The 25,912-nt window shown below is 51.7% G+C and carries 17 protein-coding genes and 2 pseudogenes; 11 read left to right on the forward strand and 8 right to left on the reverse strand.

Features of this window, described 5'->3' with window-relative positions; all coding sequences use genetic code 11:
* Nucleotides 1–95: 95 nt before the first annotated feature.
* Complete coding sequence (locus tag G5574_RS22490; protein WP_039339314.1) at nt 96–1,607, reverse strand: DASS family sodium-coupled anion symporter; 1,512 nt, start codon at nt 1,605–1,607, stop codon at nt 96–98.
* Between the two features lie 585 nt (nt 1,608–2,192).
* Between G5574_RS22490 and G5574_RS22495 the strand changes: the two genes are divergently transcribed.
* Together G5574_RS22495 and G5574_RS22500 are read left to right on the forward strand one after the other, a co-directional pair.
* On the forward strand, nt 2,193–4,970 hold the full coding sequence (locus G5574_RS22495; RefSeq protein ID WP_164483345.1) for a flavocytochrome c: 2,778 nt from the start codon (nt 2,193–2,195) through the stop codon (nt 4,968–4,970).
* Nucleotides 4,971–5,037: 67 nt separating this feature from the next.
* On the forward strand, nt 5,038–6,093 hold the full coding sequence (locus tag G5574_RS22500) for an FAD:protein FMN transferase (RefSeq protein WP_133745722.1): 1,056 nt from the start codon (nt 5,038–5,040) through the stop codon (nt 6,091–6,093).
* Here G5574_RS22500 and dcuR read toward each other — a convergent pair.
* Both dcuR and G5574_RS22510 read right to left on the reverse strand, forming a co-directional pair.
* Nucleotides 5,999–6,718 (reverse strand): two-component system response regulator DcuR, encoded by a 720-nt coding sequence (gene dcuR, locus G5574_RS22505; RefSeq protein WP_006122071.1) that lies wholly within the window; start codon nt 6,716–6,718, stop codon nt 5,999–6,001. The two genes, G5574_RS22500 and dcuR, sit on opposite strands and share 95 nt — an antisense overlap.
* Nucleotides 6,715–8,346, reverse strand: coding sequence for a sensor histidine kinase (locus tag G5574_RS22510; protein WP_164483387.1), 1,632 nt, complete (start codon nt 8,344–8,346; stop codon nt 6,715–6,717). Before G5574_RS22510 ends, dcuR begins: the two co-directional genes overlap by 4 nt.
* 245 nt (nt 8,347–8,591) lie before the next feature.
* Between G5574_RS22510 and G5574_RS22515 the strand changes: the two genes are divergently transcribed.
* Nucleotides 8,592–9,548: an Rpn family recombination-promoting nuclease/putative transposase gene (locus G5574_RS22515; protein WP_033742282.1), complete on the forward strand. Its 957-nt coding sequence runs from the start codon at nt 8,592–8,594 to the stop codon at nt 9,546–9,548.
* A 371-nt stretch (nt 9,549–9,919) separates the two neighbouring features.
* Nucleotides 9,920–11,569: a malate dehydrogenase (quinone) gene (gene mqo / locus G5574_RS22520; RefSeq protein ID WP_006122074.1), complete on the forward strand. Its 1,650-nt coding sequence runs from the start codon at nt 9,920–9,922 to the stop codon at nt 11,567–11,569.
* A 74-nt stretch (nt 11,570–11,643) separates the two neighbouring features.
* Here mqo and G5574_RS22525 read toward each other — a convergent pair whose 3' ends face one another.
* The 4 genes from G5574_RS22525 to G5574_RS22540 form a co-directional block, all read right to left on the reverse strand.
* Nucleotides 11,644–11,931 (reverse strand): VF530 family protein, encoded by a 288-nt coding sequence (locus G5574_RS22525; RefSeq protein ID WP_164483346.1) that lies wholly within the window; start codon nt 11,929–11,931, stop codon nt 11,644–11,646.
* Nucleotides 11,932–12,116: 185 nt separating this feature from the next.
* The gene (locus G5574_RS22530) at nt 12,117–13,583 is read right to left on the reverse strand and encodes a pyridoxal phosphate-dependent decarboxylase family protein (RefSeq protein ID WP_006122076.1); all 1,467 of its coding nucleotides are present in this window, start codon (nt 13,581–13,583) and stop codon (nt 12,117–12,119) included.
* A gap of 14 nt (nt 13,584–13,597) precedes the next feature.
* Nucleotides 13,598–14,980, reverse strand: a complete 1,383-nt coding sequence (locus G5574_RS22535; protein WP_039339318.1) for a diaminobutyrate--2-oxoglutarate transaminase — start codon at nt 14,978–14,980, stop codon at nt 13,598–13,600.
* A 463-nt stretch (nt 14,981–15,443) separates the two neighbouring features.
* Nucleotides 15,444–16,028: a TetR/AcrR family transcriptional regulator gene (locus G5574_RS22540; protein WP_164483347.1), complete on the reverse strand. Its 585-nt coding sequence runs from the start codon at nt 16,026–16,028 to the stop codon at nt 15,444–15,446.
* A gap of 94 nt (nt 16,029–16,122) precedes the next feature.
* On the opposite strand from G5574_RS22540, the pseudogene G5574_RS22545 reads away from it, so the two are divergent.
* The 5 genes and pseudogenes from G5574_RS22545 to G5574_RS22565 form a co-directional block, all read left to right on the forward strand.
* A pseudogene (locus tag G5574_RS22545) lies at nt 16,123–16,703 on the forward strand (ABC transporter six-transmembrane domain-containing protein); the annotation flags it as partial.
* Nucleotides 16,704–17,123: 420 nt separating this feature from the next.
* A complete protein-coding gene (locus G5574_RS22550) occupies nt 17,124–17,627 on the forward strand; it encodes a sugar dehydrogenase complex small subunit (RefSeq protein ID WP_164483388.1) in 504 nt (167 codons plus the stop codon).
* A 24-nt stretch (nt 17,628–17,651) separates the two neighbouring features.
* On the forward strand, nt 17,652–19,256 hold the full coding sequence (locus tag G5574_RS22555; RefSeq protein WP_164483348.1) for a GMC family oxidoreductase: 1,605 nt from the start codon (nt 17,652–17,654) through the stop codon (nt 19,254–19,256).
* A complete protein-coding gene (locus G5574_RS22560) occupies nt 19,249–20,604 on the forward strand; it encodes a cytochrome c (protein WP_164483349.1) in 1,356 nt (451 codons plus the stop codon). The genes G5574_RS22555 and G5574_RS22560 overlap by 8 nt, the downstream gene beginning before the upstream one ends.
* 249 nt (nt 20,605–20,853) lie before the next feature.
* Nucleotides 20,854–22,398, forward strand: a pseudogene (locus G5574_RS22565) (sensor domain-containing diguanylate cyclase).
* Nucleotides 22,399–22,448: 50 nt separating this feature from the next.
* Here the strand turns inward: G5574_RS22565 and G5574_RS22570 are convergent.
* Nucleotides 22,449–23,189: a nitroreductase family protein gene (locus G5574_RS22570; RefSeq protein WP_054687887.1), complete on the reverse strand. Its 741-nt coding sequence runs from the start codon at nt 23,187–23,189 to the stop codon at nt 22,449–22,451.
* A gap of 320 nt (nt 23,190–23,509) precedes the next feature.
* Between G5574_RS22570 and G5574_RS22575 the strand changes: the two genes are divergently transcribed.
* Both G5574_RS22575 and G5574_RS22580 read left to right on the forward strand, forming a co-directional pair.
* Nucleotides 23,510–24,613: an ABC transporter ATP-binding protein gene (locus G5574_RS22575; RefSeq protein ID WP_164483350.1), complete on the forward strand. Its 1,104-nt coding sequence runs from the start codon at nt 23,510–23,512 to the stop codon at nt 24,611–24,613.
* Between the two features lie 20 nt (nt 24,614–24,633).
* Nucleotides 24,634–25,911 (forward strand): ABC transporter substrate-binding protein, encoded by a 1,278-nt coding sequence (locus G5574_RS22580; RefSeq protein WP_039339326.1) that lies wholly within the window; start codon nt 24,634–24,636, stop codon nt 25,909–25,911.
* The last annotated feature ends 1 nt before the right edge of the window (nt 25,912 follow it).

Below are 25,912 nucleotides of genomic sequence, written 5' to 3' on the forward strand. Positions count from 1 at the left end.
GCGAATTCGTTGTTTATTATGCTTGCCAGCCGTAAGCGCAGGCTGGCAAGTAATGGCATGTTATCGTATGACGCGCTGGATTGCACAGGGCGCGGTCAGAACATCCACACCATCCAGGGATAAGCAATCAGCATCATTGCAATCAGGAAGATAGCGCCGAAGATAGTTCCCAGTCGCCAGTAATCCTTAGTGGGTAAGTAGCCGCTGCCGTAATAAATAGGGCTTGGACCTGTACCGTAAGGTGTGATGATGCCCATCACGCCCAGAGAGGTACACAGCATCAGACAGAACACGGGCATATTGATGCCAGGAATCGAGGCGGCAATCGTCAACATGGCAGGCAGTAACGCCGTTGTGTGCGCGGTGGTACTGGCGAACAGGTAATGCAGCAGGAAAAAGGCAATTAACAACACGACCGCCGAGATCTGTGGATCATAGCCTTGCAGTAATATTCCTCCTTCTTTACCCAGCCAGGCGATAAAGCCCACTCTGGCCAGACCGTCAGCCAGGGCTACCAGCGTGGCAAACCAGGCAAAAGTGTTCCAGGCCGCTTTGTTGCTGGTGATATCATTCCAGTTAAGCACACCAGTCCACAGCATCAGGATGATGACTAACAGTGCCGCCATGGCCGGTTCGATCCAGGCAGTAGCAAAAATCCACATCAACAGCGCACAGACCACAAACACCAGTAACAGGATTTCATTGCGGGTCAGTTTACCCAGTTTTTCAAGCTCTGCCATCGCCCAGCGTGGCACCTCATCATTCACTTTGACTTCAGGTGGATAGAACCAGTAAGCCAGCAGCGGCATGGTCAGAATCAGCAGCAGACCTAAAGGAATAAAGGCAAGAAACCACATTCCCCAGGAAATATCGAAGCCAATGACGCTTTTGACTAAAGCAAGGGCTAACAGATTCGGCGCCAGTGCAGACAGGAACATGGAGCTGGTAATACAGGCCGCCGTGATGGCAACCCACATTAAGTAGGATCCGATTTTGCGCGCGCTGGGATCGTTGGGTTTAGAGCCATACAGCGGTGGCAGGTTGGCGATAATCGGGTAGATGGTACCGCCACTGCGCGCGGTGTTAGACGGAGTAAAGGGTGCTAAAAGCAGGTCAGCAAAAGTGATGGCATAACCTAATGTTAAGCTGCGGCGGCCCAGATATTTCACCAGAATCAGGGCCAGACGACGACCAAACTGCGTTTTATCGTAGCCAGCAGCAAACATGAATGCGCCAAAGATCAGCCACACGGTTGAATTACCAAAGCCGCTGACGGCCCATTTAAAGGACTCCGTTGCCAGTTTAAATGTCGGATTGGCCAGTTCTGTCGGGCTAAAAAGCAAAAACTGACTGAAGAGGGCGATGACGACGACGCCTGTCAGACCAATTACGGCACCGGGCAGCGGCTCAAAAATCAAGCCTACAATCACCCCAACAAAGATGGCGAAGAAATGCCATGCATAGGGTTCAAGACCGGACGGTACGGGGACAAGTAATAAAAGCACTGCGACGATGACAGGCAGGGCTAGCATCAGTGCTTTATTTTTTTTGCCCGCAGCTGCAGGGGCTGCTTTAGGGGGCTCTTTCATGTTTGAGAGTGTTTTCATAGTGTTTTTCTACGAGTTAAGGATAATACGATTAACGCCCCGGCGAATTCTTCAAGACATTTTATTTATTCTACATTATAAGAATAACCCGTGGTGTTTTATATTCTTTTAACGTTTCTACTCGTGCGATGCAGAAAATTTAAGAAACCATGTGAATATGATGCGACTTCTGGAAAATAAAATTTTGATCTGGATCAAACAAGTTAAATTGTATTTTTTATGTTTTAACAAATTAAACGATAATCAATGAGGAACAGGTGAGTAAGATAGCATTGAATACTTTTTGCAACCACATCAGGAAGAAAAAACACAGAGCGTTAATTTTAAATTATTGTTTTTATTGTGTTTATTTTACTGCTGTTTCACTATTGCTTTTTGGTAACTATTGATTAACAATAACCATACATCACGAAATCACTCCAATAAAACAAAAAGTCTAAAGATATTTAAAAGTTAAATAATTAAAATTATATCTTATGAAACTAAATTAACTGATATATTAGAAGCATGACATCGGACCACTTAAATTAAATTAAAAACGTCCAGAAAGAATTCCCGGTTTTTGATATTTTGGAGTTAATCGCAATGAATACACTCACCCCAATTCTTAATCCCCTCACCTTGCCGCGTGGTGCAGTTTTAAAAAATCGTCTGATCATGGCACCAATGACAACCTGTACCGGATTTTATGATGGTACGGTGACCAGCGAGTTGGTTGAATATTACCGTGCACGTGCGGGCAGTATCGGAACAGTGATTGTTGAGTGCTGCTTTATCGATCCAAAAGGCCCGGCTTTTCCGGGTGCGATCGCCATCGACAGCGACAACAAAATACCCGGCTTAAAACGCATCGCTGACGCCATCAAGGAAAAAGGATCCACCGCGATTCTTCAAATCTATCACGGCGGACGCATGGTTGAGCCTGAACTGATTGGCGGTAAAACCCCTATCGCGCCCAGCGCAATTGCGGCACCCCGTGAAGGGGCAACGACGCCCCGCGCCTTAACGGCAGAAGAAGTGGATACCATGATCACCAAATTTGGTGATGCCGTTAACCGCGCCATCAAAGCGGGTTTCGATGGCGTAGAAATCCATGGCGCTAACACCTATCTTATTCAGCAATTCTACTCACCTAACTCAAATCAGCGTGAAGACAAATGGGGCGGCAGTCGTGATAACCGCGCCCGCTTCCCGCTGGAAGTGCTGGATATCACGCATAAGATGGCCGAGCGCTTTGCGCATAACTCGTTCATCATCGGTTATCGTTTTTCGCCTGAAGAACTCGAAGTGCCCGGCATCCGCTTTGACGACACAATGTACTTACTGGAGAAACTTGCAGCACGGGGCCTGGATTATGTGCACTTCTCTGTCGGGCAGTTGATGCGCCCATCCATCGTGGATACCACCGATCCTACACCGCTTATTGAGAAGTTTATTGCCATGCGGTCAGAAACCCTGGCGAAGGTCCCGGTAATAGGTGTCGGCGGCGTGGTTAACAAAGAGGATGCAGAAAAGGCACTGGAAAAAGGCTATGACCTGGTCGCCGTCGGTAAAGCCTGCATCGCTTATCCAGACTGGACTGACCGCATCATCAATAACGAGCACCTTGAACTCTATATCGACAGCAACAAACGTGAAGCTTTACTCATCCCCGAGCCTCTGTGGCGTTTCTCACTGGTTGACGCCATGATTCGTGACATGAGCGAAACCGGTCGTAAATACAAAGCGGGCGTTTATCAGGAGAAAGTTGAGGCTGAAGCACTGAAGCTGAAAATCAACGTTACGCTGGATACCGATCGTATTACCGATATTTCCCTGGTTCCTGATGACACGCTGGATGTGGACTTCACCACCACGTTTGAAAGTCTGCGTAATCGTATTCTGGTGGCAAACAGCCCACATGTTGACGCGATTACCGGTGCGACGACACAGAGTGAAGCGCTGAAAAAAGCGGTCTCACGCGCAATGACCACATCGAACAAAGCACACGTCATTGAAGAGGGCGGCAATCCCAACGCGCCACAGCAGTATGACGTTGTGGTTGTTGGCAGTGGTGGTGCAGGGCTGGCCGCCGCCATTCAGGCCCACGATGAAGGCGCTAAAGTGGTGGTCATTGAGAAGATGCCGACCATTGGCGGCAACACCATTAAAGCCTCTGTCGGGATGAACGCCGCAGAAACGCGTTTTCAGAAGCTGAAAGGGATTCAGGACAGCAAGGAGCTGTTTTATGAAGAAACCCTCAAAGGCGGTAAATTTAAAAATAATCCCGCGCTGTTGCGTGAGTTTGTTGACTTAGCGCCGGAAGCCATCGACTGGCTGGCAGATCACGGCATTGAGCTTAACGATATCACTATCACAGGCGGTATGAGTATCGACCGTACGCATCGCCCTGCAGACCGCTCCGCTGTCGGCGGCTTCCTGATTAGTGGTCTGGTGAAAAATATCAACAGCCGTAATATCGACGTGCTGCTTGAAACCGCAGTTGAAGAGATCCTGTTTGAAAATGGCGCGGTCAGCGGCGTGAAGGTGGTGGATGAATACAATGACAGCCGTATTCTGAACGCAAAAAGCGTGATTGTGGCGACAGGCGGTTTCAGTGCTAACCGGGAAATGGTGGTGAAATATCGCCCGGAACTGGATGGTTTTGTCACCACCAACCATAAAGGCGCTACCGGTGCAGGCATTGCAATGCTGCAAAAAATTGGGGCGGATACAGTCGATATGGGCGAGATTCAGATTCACCCGACAGTCGAGCAGACGACATCTTACCTGGTCTCAGAATCGATTCGCGGTGGCGGGGCGATCCTGGTCAGCCAGGCAGGCCAGCGCTTCTACAACGAAATGGAAACTCGCGATAAAGTTTCGGCGCAGATTATTGCGCTGCCAGAAAAAAGTGCCTGGATTATCTTTGACGAGCAGGTCCGTATGAACAACAAGGCCGCTGATGAATATATTGCGAAAGGCTTTGTGATCAGCGCCCCGAGCGTAGCGGAGCTGGCGGTTAAGCTGAATATGGAACACCGTACGCTGGAAGAGACACTGCAACGCTACAACGGTTTTGTGATTAAACAGAAAGACGAGGATTTTGGCCGTCAAACCGCGCTGCGTCATCCGTTAAGCGAAGGGCCTTTCTATGCCATTCGCATCGCGCCCGGCGTCCATCACACAATGGGCGGCGTGACTATCAACACGGCGACTGCAGTACTGGACACCAATAAGCAGGTTATTAACGGTGCCTGGGCTTGTGGTGAGGTCGTCGGTGGTATCCACGGTGCAAACCGTATCGGTGGAAACGCGGTTGCCGATATCATCATCTTTGGTATTCTTGCTGGCGCAAACGCAGCGGCTTTTGCCAAACGCTAAGCCGTGATATCCGGCATCCGTATAACATCGGATGCCGGTTCTTCTTTCTCCCCGAGTCCTGTCGCTTATGCAAACTGATTCACACGTGTACGCCTATTCCGCCGTCCTGATGGGCTCGCCCATTCTGCTTAAGCTGTATGAGCATAATGAGGCGCTGGCAGGTCAGGTTTTTCGCTTGATCAAACAGTATGAGAATGTGCTTACCGTCAATCGCGAGCACTCCGAAGTGATGGCGATTAATCATGCGGCCGGTCAGCGTCCCGTCAGCGTCAGCCAGCCCGTGTTTACGCTAATCGAGCGTGCACTTGCGGTCAGCCTGCTGCCTGAAAGTAGTTTTAATCTGGCCATCGGACCGCTGGTCAAATGCTGGAAGATCGGCTTTCAGGGGAAAAGCGTGCCGGCGCGGGCAGAGATACAGGCAAAACTCGCTTTAACCCATCCTGAGAACATTGAACTTGATGCGGCGAACCGTTCGGTCTTTCTGAAGCAAGCGGGCATGGAGATTGATCTGGGTGCGATTGCCAAGGGCTATATTGCCGATCGGGTGCAGGCATTTTTACATGAGCATGGTGTGGACAGCGCGCTCATCAATCTTGGCGGCAATGTGCAAACGCTCGGCGCGCCGCCTGATGCACCGCAGGAAGGCTGGGCAATTGGTTTAAAAAAACCCTTTGCCGCTTCGGACGCGCTGCTTGGGGTGATTAACGTAACGAATAAATCCGTAGTGACTTCCGGGATTTACGAACGTTACTTTGAACAGGAAGGGGTCTGCTACCACCATATCCTGGACAGGCATACCGGCTATCCGCTGGATAACGCGCTACTCAGCGTAACCATCGTTTCAGATCACTCAATTGATGGGGATATTTTTACCACGCTGATCTATGGCATGGGCATTGAAAAGGGGAGCGACTATCTGAAAGCCTATCCCGGCATAGAGGCTATCTTCGTGACGCGCGACAAACGCATCATCTGCTCGTCACAACGTCACTTTGATTTTACATTGCTGGATCACAGCTTCCGCTACATCACTGGCAGTACTGACGTAAAAGTGCGTGATACTCAGGCTGGAGACGGTAACGATAAACCGGACGACCTGTCACACCGTAATGAATGCTCGTAAATAAAATATTGCTTTGCGCCAGCCAAATCAGGTATTTGCGGCAAGATACACGAGAAATATTGACCTCCGTTGCCAGCTCATCGGTGGAAAATTCCGTTCCGGGATGCGCATCAATCCACAGGCAAAGCGTACGCAGTGTTTGCGGTGTCAGTCCTTTAGGCAGACGTTTTGTCTCGTTGGCGTTCGCCGGGTTGCCGTGCAGCAACTGGTCGACATCAGATTGTTGATAAAACTGATGATTATCCATGAGCCGTTTTTTTTGTCGCCAGCCGGTCAATGCTTCTTCAAAGCGCGAAAACTGAAACGGTTTAATCAGGTAATCCACAACACCATAATTCAGCGAGGTTTTGATGGTTGCCGCATCCGCTGCTGACGAGATGATAATCACGTCAATCGGACGACCGGCGCTGCGCAGCTCCGGCAGCAAATCCAGTCCGTTTTCCTGCTGCATATAGATATCCAGCAAAATAAGATCAACGGCCGGATCGGTCTGCAACAGGCGTTCTTTGGCTTGCAGTAACGTGGACGCAGTGCCACAACAGGTAAAACCGTCTATCTGACCGATGTAGCATCGGTTCAGCTCGGCCACCATGGCATCATCGTCTACAACTAACACATTGATCATTCGTTAATATTTCCTCTTTCCCACGGAAGCTGTACTAAAAACTGCGTGTACACGCCTGGCTCGGATTCGACGCTGACGTTACCGCCCAGACTTTCCGTTTGTTGCTTGAGTAAAAACAGTCCAACGCCACGATCTTCACCTTTGGTGGAAACGCCACGTTCGAAAATGGTTGCCAGCTGATCGGCAGGAATGCCGGGACCATCGTCGCTGACCTCACATGACAACCAGCCGTTTTGGTAGTGCAGCATGACGTGAATTTCACCGTCCATATCCGGGTCAAGCGCCTCAAGGGCGTTTTCGATCAGGTTACCCAGCACCGTTATTAATGCGGCAATTTGCTGTTCACTGCCGCTGTCTGGCAGGTAGCTGGCTTCGCTCAGGATTAGCTGATGGCCTTCATCCGTCACACGATTAATTTTGCTTAACAGGAAACCCGCAATGACCGGTGATTTAATCTTCTGCAACAGCGAACCGATTTCGGTCTGGTAGTTATTGGCCGTTTTAAGGATGTACTCTTCCATCTGCGCATAGTTTTTCATGTGCAGCAGCCCAAGAATCACGTGCAGTTTGTTCATGAATTCATGGGAACGTTCACGCAGCGCATCCACATAGTTTACCATGCCGTCGAGACGCTGCATTAGCTGACTGATCTCTGTCTTGTCCCTGAAGGTGCTCACCGCGCCAATGATACTGCTGCGACTGCGCACGGGTACGGTGTTGCTGATCAGTATCTTGCCGCGCACATTAAGTTCTTCATCATATGCGGCTTTGCCATCATGCAACGCATCACGCAGATGGGTCAGCATTTGCGCATTTTCCGGTACGCGATCGCCACTCAGAAAGGCTTCACGCGTCGTCTCTTTCAATAATTGTGACGCTGCCTGATTGATCAGGCTGACGCGGGACTGATCGTCGACGGCAATGACGCCTTCCTTAATCGAATCCAGGATAGCCTGACGCTCTTCAAACAAACTGGAGATTTCGTATGGCTCTAACCCCAGCAAAATGTGCTTCAGGCGTTTTACTAATATGAAAATGCCCAGCATGCCGACCAACGCGCCTAATAATACCGTCCAGAAGATATTCCAGCGGCTTTTTGTGACTTGCGCGGCAACGTCATTCACTGAGATGCCAATAGCCACAACGCCGATTTGCTGATGTCTGGCATTAAACACGGGTGTAAACACTCGGAGTGCTTCGACCAGAACGCCATGATTAACCGCAACGTTCTCATGACCCTGTAAAGCAGGGTTAATATCCTCACCGACAAAATGTTGGTTAACCACATCAGGATTCGGATGCGAAAACCGAATACCGCGCATATCTGTTACCACGACAAACAGCAAATCATTACGTTTACGCGTTGTCTGGGCGATAGGCTGAATGATTTTGCTGCCATCAGGCTGGGTCAGCGCCTGCTGGATTTCCGGGCTGTCAGCCAGCGTTCGCGCCACGGCCAGGGCCTTATCTTTCACATGCGCACGTGTGAAGTTATCAATCTGCACATAGTAAAGCAGATGTACGCTTAACAAGACGGTCATCAACACAGCAGCCATCATCAGAGACGAGAGCGTGCTGAGTTTCATGGGGCGTTTTTTAGACGAACGGTGGGGCCGGGAGTCATTCATAGTGAGTATCAGCAATAGTAAGGTTCGCGATGCAACATACGCGAAGTCGTACCACCAGTACAGTTTCATGGCCAGCGATCATCAGTTTAAAAAAACTCACCACACAGGCAGGACTGATTCAGGTCAATGCTGCTACCCAAAAGTAAAGCTATCGTGCGTCATTGCGCGTGTTTTCCGTGCTTATCCCCCAGAGGCCTCTTATTGCCACAATGAAATGTCAGCTTGTTATTCTGGAGTCAGGGTTGATGAAGAAGAAGAACGGCACGCCAATGCCTCACGATGCAACGTTTCGACAATTTCTCTCGCAGCCCGAGATTGCACGTGACTTTATGGAATTGCATCTTCCCGCCGAATTACGCGCTATTTGTGATCTGAATACATTGAAACTGGAATCCGGCTCTTTTGTGGAAGACGACCTTCGCCAGTATTTCAGTGATGTTCTCTACAGTCTGAAAACGACACGAGACGAGGAGGGCTATATCCATGTACTGATCGAACATCAGTCCTCCCCGGATAAACTGATGGCTTTCAGATTACTGCGGTACGCGGTGGCGGCCATGCAACGTCACCTTGAAGCCGGCCACAAAAGTCTGCCGCTGGTGATTCCTGTCCTCTTCTATACCGGGAAACGTAGTCCCTATCCCTACTCGACCCGTTGGCTCGATGCATTCAGCGATCCCGTACTGGCTGCCCGACTCTATGCCGAACCCTTCCCGCTGGTGGATGTCACCGTGATTCCTGATGAAGAAATTGCGGGTCATCGCAGTATGGCCGCGCTGACACTGCTCCAGAAGCATATCCATCAGCGTGATTTTGCGGAGCTGATGGATACGCTTGTCCCGGTATTGCTGGCAGGCTATCTTTCTTCATCACAAGTCATATCATTGATACACTACATTGTGCAGACAGGGGAAACTTCGGATGCCGAAGCCCTGGTCAGAGAACTGGCACAACGTGTGCCGCAACATGGAGACGAACTAATGACCATCGCGCAGCAGCTCGAACAAAAAGGCATCGAAAAGGGCATGGAGAAAGGTATCGAAAAGGGCATTCAGCTGGGACGTGAAGCGGGTCGTTCTGAAGGGGAACGTGAAGCTACCCTGAAAATTGCCCGTACTATGCTGCAAAACGGCCTGGATAACGAGACGGTAATGAAAATGACGGGTCTTAATGCGGATGATCTGGCGCAGATCCGTCACTGAGGATCCCCTTGACCGGTCAGTGATAAAGAGCCGCTTTTATCACCGTTGAGAGACTCACTATCCGTAATATCTTATCTGGAACGGCGCGCTTTCCTCTTTGTGTTTTAGCCTTCCTGCGAGTAAAAGCTGTCGCATCATTTCTCATCACCGCGCGCTGAAAATATTTGCCTTAGGGCATTGTATATTGCAAAACGCCCCTTTATTGTGTGGTTAAAATATATCGATAATGAAGTTAACCTTTTGTAACTAAATTAATCGAAATAAAGAAGCTTTTAATTTTTTAACTATTTTCACATTAACTACGCAATAACAATATTTTAAACTTTCGGGACTTTTTTTAACTACTTCTCCACGTTAATTGTAGATTCCGAATGATTAAATCAACTAAATTCGTACCTGCACTTTCGCTTGCAGCGTTACTCGTTTCTTCAGTCACCCATGCTGAAAATTCACCAGAAAAAACAGACGTTCTGCTGATCGGCGGCGGTATCATGAGTGCTTCTCTGGGCACCCTGCTGGAAGAGCTACAACCGGGCTGGAAACAGATCATGGTTGAGAAGCTTGATGGTGTGGCACTTGAATCCTCGAATGGCTGGAATAATGCCGGTACCGGCCACTCCGCCAATATGGAACTGAACTACACGCCTGAGCGTGCTGATGGTTCTATTGACGTGACCAAAGCGCTGGAAATTAACGAAGCCTTTATGATCTCCCGCCAGTTCTGGAGTTCTCAGGTGAAAGACGGCGTGTTAAATAACCCGCGTTCATTTATCAACTCTACGCCGCATATGAGTTTTGTATGGGGCGATAATGTGGATTATCTGACTAAGCGCTACGCGGCGTTGCAGAAAACCGTCCTGTTCCAGGGTATGCAGTTCTCCACCGATCACAAACAGATTGCGCAGTGGGCACCTCTGGTGATGGAAGGTCGTGACCCTCAACAAAAAGTGGCGGCAACCTGGACGCCTGTCGGGACCGACGTTAACTACGGTGAAATTACCCGTCAGTTGATTGGTAGCCTGAAGAAACATGATAATTTCCGTCTGGAAACGTCTTCTGAAGTCACTGACTTCAAACGTAACAGCGATAACTCCTGGCACGTGACCATCAAAGATGCCAAAAATGGCGGCGAACGCACGGTAGACGCAAAATATGTGTTCATCGGCGCGGGCGGCGGTGCGCTGAAGTTACTGCAAAAAACCGGCATTCCCGAAGCGGATAATTATGCAGGTTTCCCGGTTGGCGGCTCATTCCTGGTCACCAAAAACCCGCAGATTGCTGAGCGTCATTTAGCCAAAGTTTACGGTCAGGCTTCTGTGGGTGCGCCACCGATGTCCGTTCCACATCTTGATACACGCTACTTCGATGGCAAACGTGTCGTGTTGTTTGGACCTTTCGCCACGTTCTCAACCAAGTTCCTGAAAAACGGTTCGCTGTTTGACTTGCTGAGCTCGACGACGACTCACAACTTTATGCCAATGACCCATGTGGGCCTGGATAACTTCGATCTGGTGAAATACCTGATTGGTCAGGTCATGTTGAGCGATGATGACCGCTTTGCTGCGCTGAGAGAATATTATCCTGATGCGAAGAAAGAAGACTGGACGCTGATCCAGGCCGGTCAACGTGTACAGATCATCAAGAAAGATGCAGAGAAAGGTGGCGTGCTGAAACTCGGTACAGAAATCGTGACCGATCAGCAGAAAACCGTTGCTGCACTGCTGGGCGCATCGCCAGGCGCATCAACCGCTGCACCTATTGCGATTAACGTTATGCAGAAACTGTTCCCGGAGCAATTCAAGTCTGCGGAATGGCAGGAAAAAATCCGTAAAATTGTTCCTGCTTACGGTCAGAAACTGAACGACAATCCTGCACTGACCCAGCAGGTATGGGATGAAACGGCTGCAACGCTGCAGCTGACGAAGCCACCGGTTATTAACATGGGCACTAAGCCTGCTGAAGCTCCCGCGGCGAAAAGTGATAAAACACCTGAACCAGCGAAGCACGATATGGCGCTGTAATGCCATAATCTGAAAAAGCCCGCGTCAGTGATGACGCGGGCTTTTTTACGTCTGAAGCGTGCGCGCAATCTTCATCAGGTTTTATCACGGCGCCAACTGGACCACGGATCTTCATCGGATGACGGTGCGGAATCCGGTTGCGCGCCATCCCGTGAAGCCAGGTACAGGGCTTCCACTTCAGCACGCGCCCAGGGCGTCCGGCGAAGAAACTTCAGGCTGGACTTCACACTGGGATCGTTTTTAAAACAGTTGATATTGATACGCTTGCTCAGTTCAGCCCAGCCATATCGTGCCACCAGGCTGTTGACCTGCATTTCAAGTGTAATACCGTGCAGGGGATCGTTAGAGACGTGAGCGGTCATAGTCTTTCCGGTAAATGCTGTAAAAGTCTTATCCTGCAGCACGATGCTGCGTGGCGCAAGTCAGTTCAGTCAGGGGCGCGGTAGGGCGACATTGTCCACCGGCACGCTAAGCCTTGCGGACAGTCTTCACAAATAAATAAGGCCGGTAAAAATTACCGGCCTGAGTCAGGCAGAATAAGAAAGGCTTACAGTAATGACTGTGCTGTTTTCTCCAGGAGTGCCAGCAGGACAGTAATGTCCTCCAGGGTCACCGTTGGGTTCAACAACGTCATTTTCAGGCAGGTCATACCGTTATGCTCGGTCACGCCGACATTGGCCCGGCCGGATTCCAGCAATGCATCGCCGATTCGCTGGTTGAACAGCGCAATGTCAGCATCGCTCCAGCCCGCGGACTGATGTGGGCGATAACGGAACAGGACGCTCGCCAGCTGAGGTTTCATCACCAGCTCCAGCGCATCCTGCTGTTCAATAAACTGCGCAACCTGCTGTGCCAGCGTGACGCCGTGATCGATAATTTCGGCATACTGTTTCTGGCCCAGCGCTTCCAGTCCCATCCACAGCTTCAGCGCATCGAAACGGCGCGTGGTTTGCAGAGATTTTGATACCAGGTTCGGTACGCCCTGTGCCTCATCAAATTCAGAGTTCAGGTAAGCGGCCTGATAGCGCATCAGCTCATAGTGACGGGCTTCTTTTAACAGGAAAGCGCCACAGCTGATTGTCTGGAAGAATTGTTTATGGAAATCCAGCGTAACGGAATCCACCAGCTCCAGACCATCCAGGTAGTGACGATATTTCTCGGACAGCAGCAGCGCGCCGCCCCAGGCCGCATCAACGTGAACCCAGATGTGCTGCTCAGCCGCCAGCCTGACAATCTCACGTAACGGATCGATAGCACCGGCATCCGTTGTGCCCGCCGTCGCGACAATCGCCAGCACCTGCTCGTTGTTGGCTTTGGCCTGTGCCAGTTTCTGAGCCAGGTCCGTCATATCCATGCGCGCAAACTCGTCGCATTTCACCAACGTGACCGACTGGTAGCCTAAGCCGAGCAGGGCCATATTTTTCTGCACTGAGAAGTGCGCGTTTTCCGAACAGAAAACTTTGATTTTTTTCAGATCGCCAGTCAGGCCGTCCTGCTGCACGGAATGACCCTGACGGGCAAAGAAGGCATCGCGTGCCAGCATCAGCCCCATCAGATTGCTCTGCGTGCCGCCACTGGTAAAGACGCCTGCATCACCCGCCTGATAACCAACCTGCTCGCGCAACCACTCGATCAGCTTCATTTCGATAAGCGTGGCAGAAGGTGCCTGATCCCACGAGTCCATACTCTGGTTCGTTGCGTTGATCAGTACTTCAGCGGCCTGGCTGATAACCAGACTTGGGCAATGTAAATGCGCAACACACTGTGGATGATGAACAGACAGGCTGTCTTTCAGGAAATACTCAATCGCGCGCTCAATGGCGGCCTGGTTACCCAGGCCTTCTGGATTAAAGTCCAGCTTGATGCGTTCGCGGAGTTCTGCAACCGTTTTGCCCTGATACATTTCAGGCTGTTCCAGCCACTTAACAACGGCCGCGCTGCTTTGAGCGATAGCCTGCTGATAAGCCTCGGTGCTTTGCACCGAGGACGCCAGAATAGGATTTGACCGTGACATCGAACTTACTCCACTTAAACTGCTTCGACGCCTGCGGCAAGCAGGGCGTTTTCAAACTTATCCAGGAAAACCTGAAGCTCATCATGGTTGATCAGCAGAGAAGGCAGCAGACGTAATACGCTGCCGTGGCGGCCGCCACGCTCCAGAATCAGACCATTTTCGAAGCATTTTTTCTGCACCAGCGCAGACAGATCGCCGTCAGCCGGGTAGCAGCCCATGTGATCCTGTGCTTCGTTTGGTTTGACCATTTCGATACCGATCATCAAACCCAGACCACGGACGTTGCCAATCGCCGGATAACGTTTTTGCAGCTCGGCCAGTTTGCCTTTCAGCCACTCACCTTTTTCTGCCACGCTGTCAGCGATGTTGTTTTCTTTCAGCAATTTCAACGTTGTCAGACCGGTTGCCATGGCCAGTTGGTTGCCACGGAATGTACCGGTATGGTGGCCAGGCGACCAGGCATCAAATTGCTTTTTAATACCCAGTACGGCTAATGGCAAACCGCCACCGACGGCTTTTGACATAACGATAATGTCGGGTTCAATGCCGGCGTGTTCAAAGGCAAAGAATTTACCGGTACGGGCAAATCCGGCCTGAACCTCATCCAGAATCAGCAGAATGCCGTGCTCCTGGGTGACTTTACGGATACGTTGCAGCCACTCTGCTGGCGCAGGATTGACGCCGCCTTCACCCTGAACGGCTTCCAGGATGACCGCAGCCGGTTTACGTACGCCACTTTCAACGTCGTTGATCAGGTTTTCGAAGTAGTAGGTCAGCGCTTTAACACCGGCTTCGCCGCCAATGCCCAGCGGGCAACGGTAAAGGTGCGGATAAGGCATGAACTGCACTTCCGGCATCATGCCGTCCACGGCTTCTTTCGGTGACAGATTACCTGTCACTGAAAGCGCACCGTGGGTCATGCCATGATAACCGCCGGAGAAGCTGATCACGCCTGAACGGCCCGTGTGTTTTTTCGCCAGTTTCAGCGCGGCTTCAACTGCGTCCGCACCAGAAGGACCAGTGAACTGCAGGCAGTACTCTTTGCCCTGACCCGGTAACAGAGAGAGCAAATATTCTGAGAACGCGTCTTTTAATGGCGTGGTCAGATCGAGAGTATGTAACGGCAAGCCGCTGGTAATGACATTTTGGATGCTTTGCAGTACGTCAGGATGATTATGACCCAACGCAAGCGTTCCGGCACCGGCAAGACAGTCAAGATACTGTTTGTTCTCAACGTCTGTGATCCAGACACCATTAGCTTTTGCGATCGCTAACGGCAATTTACGCGGATAACTTCGAACATTTGATTCAAACTCGGCCTGGCGGGCCAGATAAGACTCATTGTTACCGTTTAATGTATTCGCATTCAAACTATCAATACGGACTTTATCCGTCATCATATCTCTCCTACAACCGGGCGTGGCATCACGCTGCAGTTGGATAAGTGAATAAAATTTAGAACTCATGTTAAAAACGCGGCCAATATATTGTTTTTTAACACAGGACTCAATGATTAATTTTATGTCTTTTTATTAATTCATTTGTTATATAAAACAGTTGCTTACCGTTAATTTCGTCACTAAGTAAGCAACTTTTCTTAAAACAGATAATCAATAAAGTGCCAAAAAACACGCGCTTATCGGATCACGCATGCGTTTTACTAAGTAAAAATAAAGTGTGTTAGCAACCGTTTCGGTGCGGATAAGCGATAAAATTTGAGATTAATCAACCATCAAAATGTAAAACGTGCGCCATAGAGATGAAACAATATAAGGATAAGAGTAAATATAATTATAACTTCTGTTTAACATTCCTTTAATGTCGGTGGGCGTCAACGCCACGCTGTTGTTGCGGATACGGTTAACGCAGCAGTTTTACAAAGTGATGAATATCAGACATCACCTGCTCGACTCTCTCAGGCGAAGACTTAATACTGAGCAGATCGGCATAGCCATTCAGCATGGCGTTGAGCTGGCGTGCGCTGCGCGCAACATCCTCAATCCGAAAGTATCCCTGTGCGACGCCAGCCTCAAGAATGCGACAGAGCAGGGCATCCCAGCCGACCGTAATTTTATCGGCCAGTCCGGCATAATCATCGTGATGGCCAGCCATCTGCCACACTGAAGCATAAAGTTGCCAGCCGGAATCCGCCGCATCAGGAATATGTCCTTCGATTAAACAGTATAGTTGCTGCTCAGGATCCAGCGCGGCCAGTTCACGGGCGAAGTCGTCGAGTTCGCCCTGCATAAAGCGCTCCAGCGCCGTTAAGGTCAGCGTGTGCCAGTCAGGAAAATAGTGATAGATATGACTGCGTGAAATGCCCAGCGTCGCGGTGAGCTCGCGTGTGGTGGCCTTTTCGAGCCCCTTTTCAAGAAAAAGCGCGACGGCGCCCGCCAGAATTTTTTCTTTCAGTGTTTCCCCGGCGGATTGGGTTGATGCTTGCATCCTGACTCCTGAATTAACTTTAAGCAATCACGCAATTATGATGCGCTGGTACTTGAGCGACCGCTCAGTTTTAACAGTTTACGAAAAGAAAATCATGCGTTCTTCCAGAGCGATACTACCGAATACCGCGCCACATACCGCCATTGCAACCCTGAAAACGCTGGGGCGACGTCACAGTAAAAAGTTGACTCTCACCCTGTTGCGGGTCATGGCGGAAAATGTCTCCTGTTTGCTTTACCCGCTGTTAGCTGGGTTCGCGATTAGTGCCATTATCACCGGACATGCGCTCCAGGCCATGCTTCATGCGGTAATGGCCTTTACAATGTGGGAAACGGTGCGGCAAGGCGTAGCGTGGAAACCCGAATTTTTGCACGGATCTATGTAGAGTTGGCGGTGCCGGTGGTCGTGGCGCAACGCGAAGCGTAATGCCTCAACGATTGCTATCCGTGTGACGCTGTCACGTGAGTTTGTCGACTTTTTTGAGCTGCATTTGCCTGTCTTGATAACATCCGTCGTCCCATCAGCGGTGCCGCCATCGTGTTGCTGGCAATTGCGTTCTGGACGGGCGTCGGTTGCCCGATCATTTTGCTGAGCCTGGCATGTTTCCTGCCGGGATTCTCACACAAAAATAAAGCCTTGTCTGGCCGGCTAAATAACCGACTGGAAAAAGAGATCAGCTTGCCGCCGGCACAACGCGCAGGACAGCCTGACGTAACAGGTTCACACACCTCACCCGTCTCAACGGTCAGTACCGCTTCGTATCAAATTTGTTTACTATCCATTTAATATATTCATAACCCAAATAACCATCTGGTTTAACGACTACGCTGTCCAGGCGCTGTTGAAGGATCACAAAACATCATGCTGGGTTTGCCGCTAACAGGAAAAAGATTTCTTGCATGCGTAACGTAAAGGACAGTGGCTGGCTTGTCGATAGAGTTAATCAGAGCAGGTCGTCGCAGTCATCACTTCGTCAAGTTTAGCGATGACGTAAGGCAAAGCATCCAGGACGCAATGCATTCTGGCAACACACTATTCGTATGCCAAAGAAGGATTTGCTGCCAGAGAAAGGCAGCTTTTTGACTGGATAATATGATGAATCACTATTCACGCCGACGCGTGCTGAAGATGGTTGGGCTTGTCGCTGTGGCCAGTGCGACCGGCCATCTGTTCCCTTTGGCGCCTCTCAACGCCGCGCAACCGAACATGCAGGCAGATGCCCTTGATGTGTTTATGCTGGTTTCACAGCAACTGACACAACAGAACGAGCTCAATGACACGGTAGGCAGTGCGCTGTTTGATGCGTTCAGTCAGACGCAGAAAAACTTCAGCGCGGCACTTTTTCATCTCAGCAACCTGTTAACGCATCAGCCCGACCTGTTAAAACAGGCACGCCTGCAGTTTGCTGAAACTGAGGCGGCGAGCGCCAGACTGGCCGGGGCGATTCTGAGCAGCTGGTATACCGGCATTGTCGGCAAAGGCAAAAATGCGCGCTATATCACCTATATCAACACGCTTGCGAATCGGGTCGTTAACGACAAACTGGTTCCACCGAGCTTCTCCTATGGCGTCTGTGGCAGTTGGGCGAGTCAACCGTGACCCTTTTCAAGAGTAATGTTATCCATGAAGAAGAATAATTCGGCTGATGTGGTCGTTATCGGTGCAGGCGTGAATGGCGCGTTGCTGGCGACGCGTCTGGCGAAAGCCGGAAAGTCCGTTATCCTGCTTGAATCCGGACCTAAGGTCAGCCGTGGAGAACTGGTGGAGCGCTTCCGCAGTTCTGCCTTTAAGTCTGACTTTATGTCACCGTACCCCTTTTCACCGATGGCACCCCAACCGCGCTATACCCCAGAACCCAATGATTACCTGCAGCAACTGGGGCCTCAGGCATTTAATGCGCAATATATTCGTATTTTTGGCGGCACCAGCTGGCACTGGGCGGCTCAGTTGTGGCGCTTTGTCCCGAATGATTTTCAGCAACATTCGCTGTATGGCGTGGGAAAAGACTGGCCGATTAGCTATCAGGATCTGGAACCTTATTACTATGAAGCCGAAGTCATCGCTGGCGTCGGCGGATCGCCGGACAACGGCTCGCCTCGCAGTAAGCCGTTTCCGATGGAACGGGTGCCAGCCTCCTGGTTGCAGCAACGTGTCACGGCCCGACTCGCGCCAGACTTCACCGTACTGGATGACAGTACCGGCCGCAACAGCCGAAGTTACGATGGCCGACCGGCCTGCTGTGGAAACAATAACTGCATGCCCGTGTGCCCCATTGACGCGCAGTATCACGGTGGCCTGGCCGCTCAGCAGGCGGAAGACAGCGGCGTACAGGTAATCACTGAAGCTGTCGTTTATCAACTTGAGCACGATGCGCAGGGGCGGATTGTGGCCGCAAACTATTATGACTGGAATAAAACCCGCCATCGCGTGACGGCGCAGACATTTGTTCTGGCGGCCAATGCGATTGAAACGCCTAAGCTGCTGCTGATGTCCACCAGCGAGAGATTCCCACAGGGCATCGGCAATGCCCGGGACACTGTGGGCCGTAACCTCTGCGATCACCCCGCGATTGGCGTCACGTTTGATGTGGATGAAGAAATCTGGCCCGGACGCGGCCCCGTCAGCCCGTGCTCAATCGGGCAGTTCAGGGACGGTAAGTTCCGTCGTGAACACGCGCCATTCCGTCTGGATATTTCCAATGCCTCGCAGGTCGCCGCGGTGACGAAAGAAGTGCTGGAGGAAGGCTATTTTGGCAAAAAACTTCAGGAACAGATTCGCTTCCGTGCGGCACGTCGTCTCAGCATAAAGAATGCCCTGGAACAGCTCCCGGATCCCACCAACCGCGTCACGTTAAGCAGTAACAAAGATGCTCTTGGGCTGCCTACCCCGGCACTGTACTGGAATGTGGACGAGTATGTGCAAAAGGGCACGGCGAAAACCCGTGAATGTTATGACGCGATTGCCGCAAAGCTGGGCGCGACCAATATTCGCCACAGTAAAAGCGGCAAATTTTCTAATCGCCAACATATTACTGGCACGTTGTCGATGGGCCTGGATCCCGCTACCAGCGTCACGGATGCCTGGGGACGGGCGCACGATCATGAAAACCTGTTTATGGTGGGCACTGGCGTGATGCCCACGGTCGGAACCTGTAATGTCACACTGACCGCCATGGCGCTTGCGTTGCGCACGGCTGATAAAATTTTGCAGGAGACGCAGCATGGATAAGTTACTGAGGCGCCTGGTGCCGCCGATTGCCCTTATGCTCAGCCTCATGCAGACCACTGCGCATGCCGAAAGCCAGGGCGATCTTATTAAGCGGGGAGAATACCTTGCCGTAGCCGGGGACTGCGCGGCCTGCCATACAGAAGAGGGCAAAGCACCGTTTACCGGTGGCCATGCGATTGGCAGCCCGTTAGGGATCATCTTCAGTACCAACATTACGCCTTCAAAAACGGCAGGCATTGGTCACTACAGTGAGAAGCAGTTTGCCGATGCCTTACGCAAGGGCATTCGCGCGGATGGCAGCCATCTTTATCCGGCCATGCCGTATCCCGCCTATGCCCGGATTAACGACAGCGATATCTCCGCGCTTTATGCCTATTTTATGTACGGTGTAAAAGCAGATGATACACAGCCAGAAAAAACGGCGTTGCCGTTTCCGTTTAATCTCCGCTTCAGCATGGCGGCGTGGAATCTTCTGTTCCTTGACGGCAAGCCTTTTACTCCCGATCCCAGCCAGTCTGCTGAATGGAATCGCGGCGCGTATCTGGTGGAAGGGTTAACTCACTGCAGCACCTGCCATACGCCACGTAATTTCCTGATGGCGGAGGAGTCGGATAAATCGTTACAGGGCGCTTCTCTCGGGACCTGGTATGCGCCAGCGATTACGTCTGCTGCGTTACAAAGTGACGATCAGTGGTCACGCGAGTCGCTGGCAGCCTATCTCGCCAGCGGTCACGCCGATAATGGTGCAACGGCGGCCGGTCCGATGCTGGAAGCCATCGACAAAAGTTTTTCGCGGATGACGCCGGACGATCGGGCCGCTATCGCGACCTACCTGTTGCCTGCAGTCGATCACGAAGACGACACGGATGCCGATGCCGACAGCGAGGAGCCCACTGTCGGTCTGACGCCCGTCACCGGGGACGATACACCTGATATGTTATCGGATATGACGGACGGCGAGCAGATTTACCGTAATAACTGCGCATCCTGCCATAACCTGGAAGGACAGGGACTTAACGGCCTGCCTGCCTTAACCAAACATCCGGTACTGGAGAAACCCAATGCGGATAACGTGGCGATGGTCATACTGGACGGTGTCTGGCCTGCAAAAGGGCAGGGCATGCTCAGTTTTGCCCAGACCTTAAATGACACACAAATTGCCGATGTCACGAACTACGTGATGCAGGACATCGGCAACAGTGCAGTGCGCATCACTCCGGCGCGCGTGAAAGCATTGCGTCAGGGCGGTGAGCCTTCACTGCTGCTGCCGTTGGTCCGGGGGGCGATGGTCGCAGGCGTGCTGGTGGTCATTGGGGGGCTGTTTTGGTGGTGGCGTCGTCGACGTTAAGGCATCTTCCCCTCTGTCTCTGAGGGCAGAGGGGAAACCTGATAATCAGCTCACTCGCCCTGCCGCATTATGCTTCCACCGCCGGAGAAGATTCTCTTTCCTCTCGCTGACATGCACAGCATGCGCGTGAAAGCGTAACCGTCATCTACACTAAACACAGTTGGCAGAAATGGCCTGTGTGGTTGTCATTGTTAACATGTTATTTCTGATATGTTGCGGTATCCCATAGCGAAAAAACGGTAAACCGGCATGGAATTACGTCGTAAAAAAGATGCTGCAATGATGCGCCTTTCCCCGCTGCTCAGAAGCATAACACTGGCCTGTAGTTTACTGACGCTGGGCGTGATTGTGGTTAATGCCTGGACGCTGCACATGGACTGGCAGAGAACCGTCCGGTCAACCGAGGAGCGTGCGATTGATCTCTCTGTCGCACAGGCCCGTCAGGCAGAAGATACCTTTTTGCAAATCGAACTTTCTCTGCGCGAGGTACAGCGCGTTATTCAGTCCCAGCCCGGAACGGATATTGACGTGGCGGAAGTCAATAACATCATGCGCACCTTACAAAGTCGTCTTCCTCAACTGGAGGACATGTTTTACTTTGACTCACAAGGGCGATGGATAGCCAGTTCGCTTACTGAGATGCCCAAAGGAAATAACAATGCTGACCGGGAGTATTTTATTTTCCATCAACATAATCTTCGTAGCAGCGTGCATGTCGGTCCGGCGCTCCGCAGCCGCAGCTCGGGACGCTATGTCATCCCGGTATCCTTACGGATTAATGACGACTATGGCGGCTTCAAAGGTGTGCTGCTCGCCACGATTAGCATTGATTATTTCCGCCATTATTACGATTACTTTGTTATCGGCCCGCAGGATTTACTGGTGCTTATGCTGGCAGACAGTACGGTGCTGTATGCGCGCCCGTTGCCAGACAGCTATATCGGCAAAAACCTCTCCTCCAGTCCACTTTTCCATCAGTTATTAGCCAATGCCGAGCGCGGAAGCGGCCAGTGGAAAGCCGAACTGGATGGCGAAAAGCGAATATTTGGTTTTGTCAGCTCCAGCCGTTATCCGGTAGTTGTGACCGCGGGATTTGATACCAAACGGCTTTTTTTAGAGTGGATGCAAAGCCGCGTGCAGGGGGTTTTACTGAGCCTTGTATTGCTGGTGGGCATTATTCTGCTCTGGATATTTATCCGGAATGAAGCCAGGCGCAGCCTGCGTTATCAACTTGAACTGACGCATCTTCGCGATGAGCTCACCGCCGCGAATCAGTCGCTGAAGAGTCTGGCAAATGCGGACGGGCTTACAGGGCTGGCAAATCGTCGCTATTTCGATCAATTCCTGAAAAAAAGCCTGCTCCATGCGCGCAGCAGCGGCGGGCCGGTGTCGCTGATCCTTTTCGATATCGACTATTTTAAACGCTACAACGATACTTAAGGCCATGTGTCAGGTGACGAATGCTTACAGCAGGTCGCCCAGATACTGAAAACGTTTGCCCAACGTCGCACGGATATCGCGGCCCGTTATGGCGGCGAGGAATTTGCGATTGTGTTGGCCGATACGTCGGCCCGGGATGCGCTGACCGTTGCCTTAAGTGTGGTCGAGACCGTCAGACAACAGGCCATACCTCATGTCTCAACGGGGCTCACAACGGGTTGCGTTACGCTCAGTGCGGGGGTGGCGGCTACGGAGGCTGGTGAAGGGCCAGAGCATGCAGAATCACTGATCAAGCGTGCGGATGATGCCTTGTACCGGACAAAACACGAAGGGCGAAACGGTGCTAGTCTGTAACGTCGCGCCATTCAGTGCCGCTGCCCGGATTAGCACCGGGCAGTGGTGTCTTACTTGTCGCTACCGAAGCCTTGCTTATGCAGTGCGGGCAGGACTTTGGGGAAATAGATGTGTTGGTAATAGCCACTCACGCTGTCACTCCAGCTTTCGCCGTCGGCGCGGCCTGTATCTTTCCAGTGCTGCACCATCTCGGCGTTATAGTGGGCAATCTGTTGTTCCAGGCCTTCGGTATGGTAGCTTTCCTCATGACGGAAAGTCTGCATTGGCAGGCGTGGCTTCTGAAACGCGGGTTGATCAACATAGCCGATAACCACACCTGCGACCGGGAAGGTATATTCTGGCAGGTTAAGCAGTTCGATCATGGCGTCAGGATCGCGGCGGATACCACCAATCGGCACAATGCCCAGTCCTTCTGAACGGGCTGCAGCCATGATGCTTCCCAGGGCAATACCCACATCCGTCGAGCCAGAAACAATACTTTCAATGCTTTGCTGGGCAATTTGCTCTTTGCCTACGGCGGCCATCGCCATCCGTGATTTATGCATATCCAGCACCACAGTGATAAAGACAGGGGCTTTAGCGATCCACGGTTGGCCGCCCGCGATTTGCGAGATAGCCTGGCGTTTAGCCGGATCGCGTGTCACCACCAGAGAAACCTGCTGTGAGTTTACGGAGGTAGGCGCGCGATAAGCAGTGCTGATTATGCGATCCAGAATGGCATCATCGACCGGCTGATCGGTGAAGCTGCGTTCGCTTTTGTGACGGGTAAACAGGTTAATTATCTCGCTCATCATCTCTCCTGACATCATCCTTTAAAAATCGTGTCGTGAGGATAACAAAAGAGTGCGCTGTGCTCTTTAACCGTACTGGCTTTCACCCGCCAAAACAGGTTAACTGCCTTCAAACGAATCAGATCAGGTCCTGTCAGCAGCACGACACGAAGGGCGTCGATAGCCTGTCGGCACAACGCTTAACCGTCTCTGCACCTTGCAGAACCGTTAGCCGCCATAATCACATCACGTTCTGTCATTCTGCTGACACTTTTCAGCCATAAATCTTTCATTTTGCTCCGCTAGCTTACTGCCATTCTCATTGGCAGAGCGGCGAAGCTATGAGCCATTTGGCGCTTCACAACATCACTAAACGCTGGGGCGAAAAAACTGCTCTGGATAACATTTGTTTCGAAGCGGAAGAAGGAACCTTTGTAGCGCTGTTAGGTCCGTCAGGCTGCGGTAAGTCGACGCTGCTTCGGACGATCGCCGGACTGGAAACCGCGGATGAGGGAACGGTCAGTTTCAGTCATCGCGATATCACGCACCTGCCGCCATCAGAGCGCAAACTTTCGATGGTTTTTCAGTCGTATGCGCTGTTTCCGCATCTCAGCGTTCGCGAAAATTTGCTGTTTGGTTTAAAAGCGCGCGGTGAGGACAGGCAGACATTTGCTGGCCGCCTGAGCCGCGTCAGCAAATTAATGGAACTGGAGACGTTGCTGGATCGGTTACCTGCACAGCTTTCGGGCGGCCAACAACAGCGCGTTGCACTCGGACGTGCCGTGATTGCCAACAACACCTTATGCCTGATGGATGAACCCCTTTCTAACCTGGACGCGAAACTGCGCCAAAGTATGCGTCGCGAAATTCGTGCGCTGCAGAGAGCGCTGGGCCTGACGATGCTCTATGTCACCCACGATCAGACGGAAGCGATGAGCATGGCTGACCGCATCATTCTGCTGAATGACGGCCGGATTGAGCAGCATGATACGCCAGACAACCTGTATAACAATCCGGCCAGTATTTTTGCGGCGCAGTTTATCGGTGCGCCGCCCATGAATATTCTGCCGCTGACCTCTGTCAACGGCAGGCACTTTTTGAGCCAGCTCACTCAGCCTGTGGTCACCGAGTCGTCTGAGACGGCGCTCAGTCTGGGGATCAGGGCGGAAGATATCCAGTTCATTGATCCTCACAGTGCGGGGTTGACTGCCAACGTCGTGAACTACGAATACATGGGCGCTGATACGTTAGTGGTCTGTCAGCTAACAGGCAGCCAGGCCGTTTTAACCGTTACCGTGCCGGGCATGAAACGTTTTAACGAAGGTCATCTGACCGGGTTGCAATGGCCTGTCGATAAGCAATACCTGTTTTCCACTGCGAGCGGTAAACGCTGTTTACACGCTGAACAGCAGATGTCTGCCTCTTTCAAACAATACGCCGTTTAACTTTTACCTAAGGGAAAATCATGCCAGCCATTCGTCTGTCACGTTTGCTTTCAGCCTTACTTATCGCGACGAGCACGGCAGTCTTTGCCGCCGAGCCGGTCAAACTGCAAATGTATTACCCTATCGCGGTCGGTGGGGAGATCAGCCATACCGTGGAAGCGCTGGTGGCCGATTTCGAAAAAATTCATCCTGAGGTCAGCATTCAGCCTGTTTATACCGGTGACTACGCCACAACGGTTACGAAAGCCTTAACCGCCTTTCGTGGCGGGAATGCGCCGCAAATGGCGGTCATTGGTGATATCGAAGCCTACTCTCTGATGGATGCAGGGGCTATTGTGGCGGCCAGCGATCTGGCTCAGGATGACGCCGGTAAAAAATGGATCGACAGCTTTTACCCCGCTTTTTTGCGCCACATCAACGGCAAAGTCTGGGGCGTGCCTTTTCAGCGCTCGACGGTGGTGCTGTACTGGAATAAACAGGCGTTTGAAAAAGCGGGTCTGGCTGCTGATACAGCGCCTGCGAACTGGCAGCAGGTGGTGGATTTCGGTAAAAAACTGGTCGTGAAAGACGGCGATAACGTCAGTCAGTGGGGCATCGAAATCCCGACGACGCCCAATGGTTACTGGGTTTTCCAGGGCTTTGCGGCCACGAACGGCGCGCATCTGGATAACGGCAAGGGCACGGCGGTCTATTTTAATACGCCCAACAATGTCGAAACGCTGCAATGGCTGACCGATTTAGGCCAGAAGGCGGGCGTTTCCCCGAAAGGCGCGATTGCCTGGGGCACGACGCCACAGGATTTCCTCAGTGGCAAAACGGCCATGATGGTTACCACCACCGGCAACCTGAGCGTGGTGCGCAAAAATGCCAAATTCCCGTTTGGTGTTGCCATGTTGCCTGAAAAAACACAGCGCGGCAGCCCAACGGGCGGCGGTAATCTCTATGTTTTCAAAAGTGCTTCACCGGAACAGCAAAAAGCCGCCATGGAATTTATCCGTTGGGTCACCGCGCCAGAGCAGGCGGCGCGCTGGAGTATTGCGACAGGCTATGTCGCTACCTCCCCGGCAGCATGGGAAACGCCAGCGATGCAAGACTATGTGAAGCAGGTTCCTCAGGCGCTGGTCGCTCGTGAACAACTGAAATATGCCCAGCCTGAACTCTCTACCTACAACAGTGTGCAGATACAGGAAGCCCTGAACCATGCCATTGAGGCGGCGGTGACGCAGTCTAAAACCCCGGCTGAGGCACTGGAAGCGGCACAGAAGCAGGCCGATCGTTTACTGAAGGCCTATCAGTAAG

The organism is Pantoea stewartii, assembly GCF_011044475.1.
Classification (GTDB): Bacteria; Pseudomonadota; Gammaproteobacteria; order Enterobacterales; family Enterobacteriaceae; genus Pantoea; species Pantoea stewartii.

Coding starts and splice junctions, on each gene's coding strand:
- G5574_RS22550 (WP_164483388.1), top strand. CDS start 17,124: ATGAATCACTATTCACGCCGACGCGTGCTGAAGATGGTTGGGCTTGTC.
- G5574_RS22540 (WP_164483347.1), bottom strand. CDS start 16,028: ATGCAAGCATCAACCCAATCCGCCGGGGAAACACTGAAAGAAAAAATT.
- G5574_RS22535 (WP_039339318.1), bottom strand. CDS start 14,980: ATGACGGATAAAGTCCGTATTGATAGTTTGAATGCGAATACATTAAAC.
- G5574_RS22575 (WP_164483350.1), top strand. CDS start 23,510: ATGAGCCATTTGGCGCTTCACAACATCACTAAACGCTGGGGCGAAAAA.
- G5574_RS22490 (WP_039339314.1), bottom strand. CDS start 1,607: ATGAAAACACTCTCAAACATGAAAGAGCCCCCTAAAGCAGCCCCTGCA.
- G5574_RS22570 (WP_054687887.1), bottom strand. CDS start 23,189: ATGAGCGAGATAATTAACCTGTTTACCCGTCACAAAAGCGAACGCAGC.
- G5574_RS22500 (WP_133745722.1), top strand. CDS start 5,038: ATGCAAACTGATTCACACGTGTACGCCTATTCCGCCGTCCTGATGGGC.
- G5574_RS22560 (WP_164483349.1), top strand. CDS start 19,249: ATGGATAAGTTACTGAGGCGCCTGGTGCCGCCGATTGCCCTTATGCTC.
- G5574_RS22530 (WP_006122076.1), bottom strand. CDS start 13,583: ATGTCACGGTCAAATCCTATTCTGGCGTCCTCGGTGCAAAGCACCGAG.
- dcuR (WP_006122071.1), bottom strand. CDS start 6,718: ATGATCAATGTGTTAGTTGTAGACGATGATGCCATGGTGGCCGAGCTG.
- G5574_RS22495 (WP_164483345.1), top strand. CDS start 2,193: ATGAATACACTCACCCCAATTCTTAATCCCCTCACCTTGCCGCGTGGT.
- G5574_RS22555 (WP_164483348.1), top strand. CDS start 17,652: ATGAAGAAGAATAATTCGGCTGATGTGGTCGTTATCGGTGCAGGCGTG.
- G5574_RS22510 (WP_164483387.1), bottom strand. CDS start 8,346: ATGAATGACTCCCGGCCCCACCGTTCGTCTAAAAAACGCCCCATGAAA.
- G5574_RS22515 (WP_033742282.1), top strand. CDS start 8,592: ATGAAGAAGAAGAACGGCACGCCAATGCCTCACGATGCAACGTTTCGA.
- G5574_RS22525 (WP_164483346.1), bottom strand. CDS start 11,931: ATGACCGCTCACGTCTCTAACGATCCCCTGCACGGTATTACACTTGAA.
- mqo (WP_006122074.1), top strand. CDS start 9,920: ATGATTAAATCAACTAAATTCGTACCTGCACTTTCGCTTGCAGCGTTA.
- G5574_RS22580 (WP_039339326.1), top strand. CDS start 24,634: ATGCCAGCCATTCGTCTGTCACGTTTGCTTTCAGCCTTACTTATCGCG.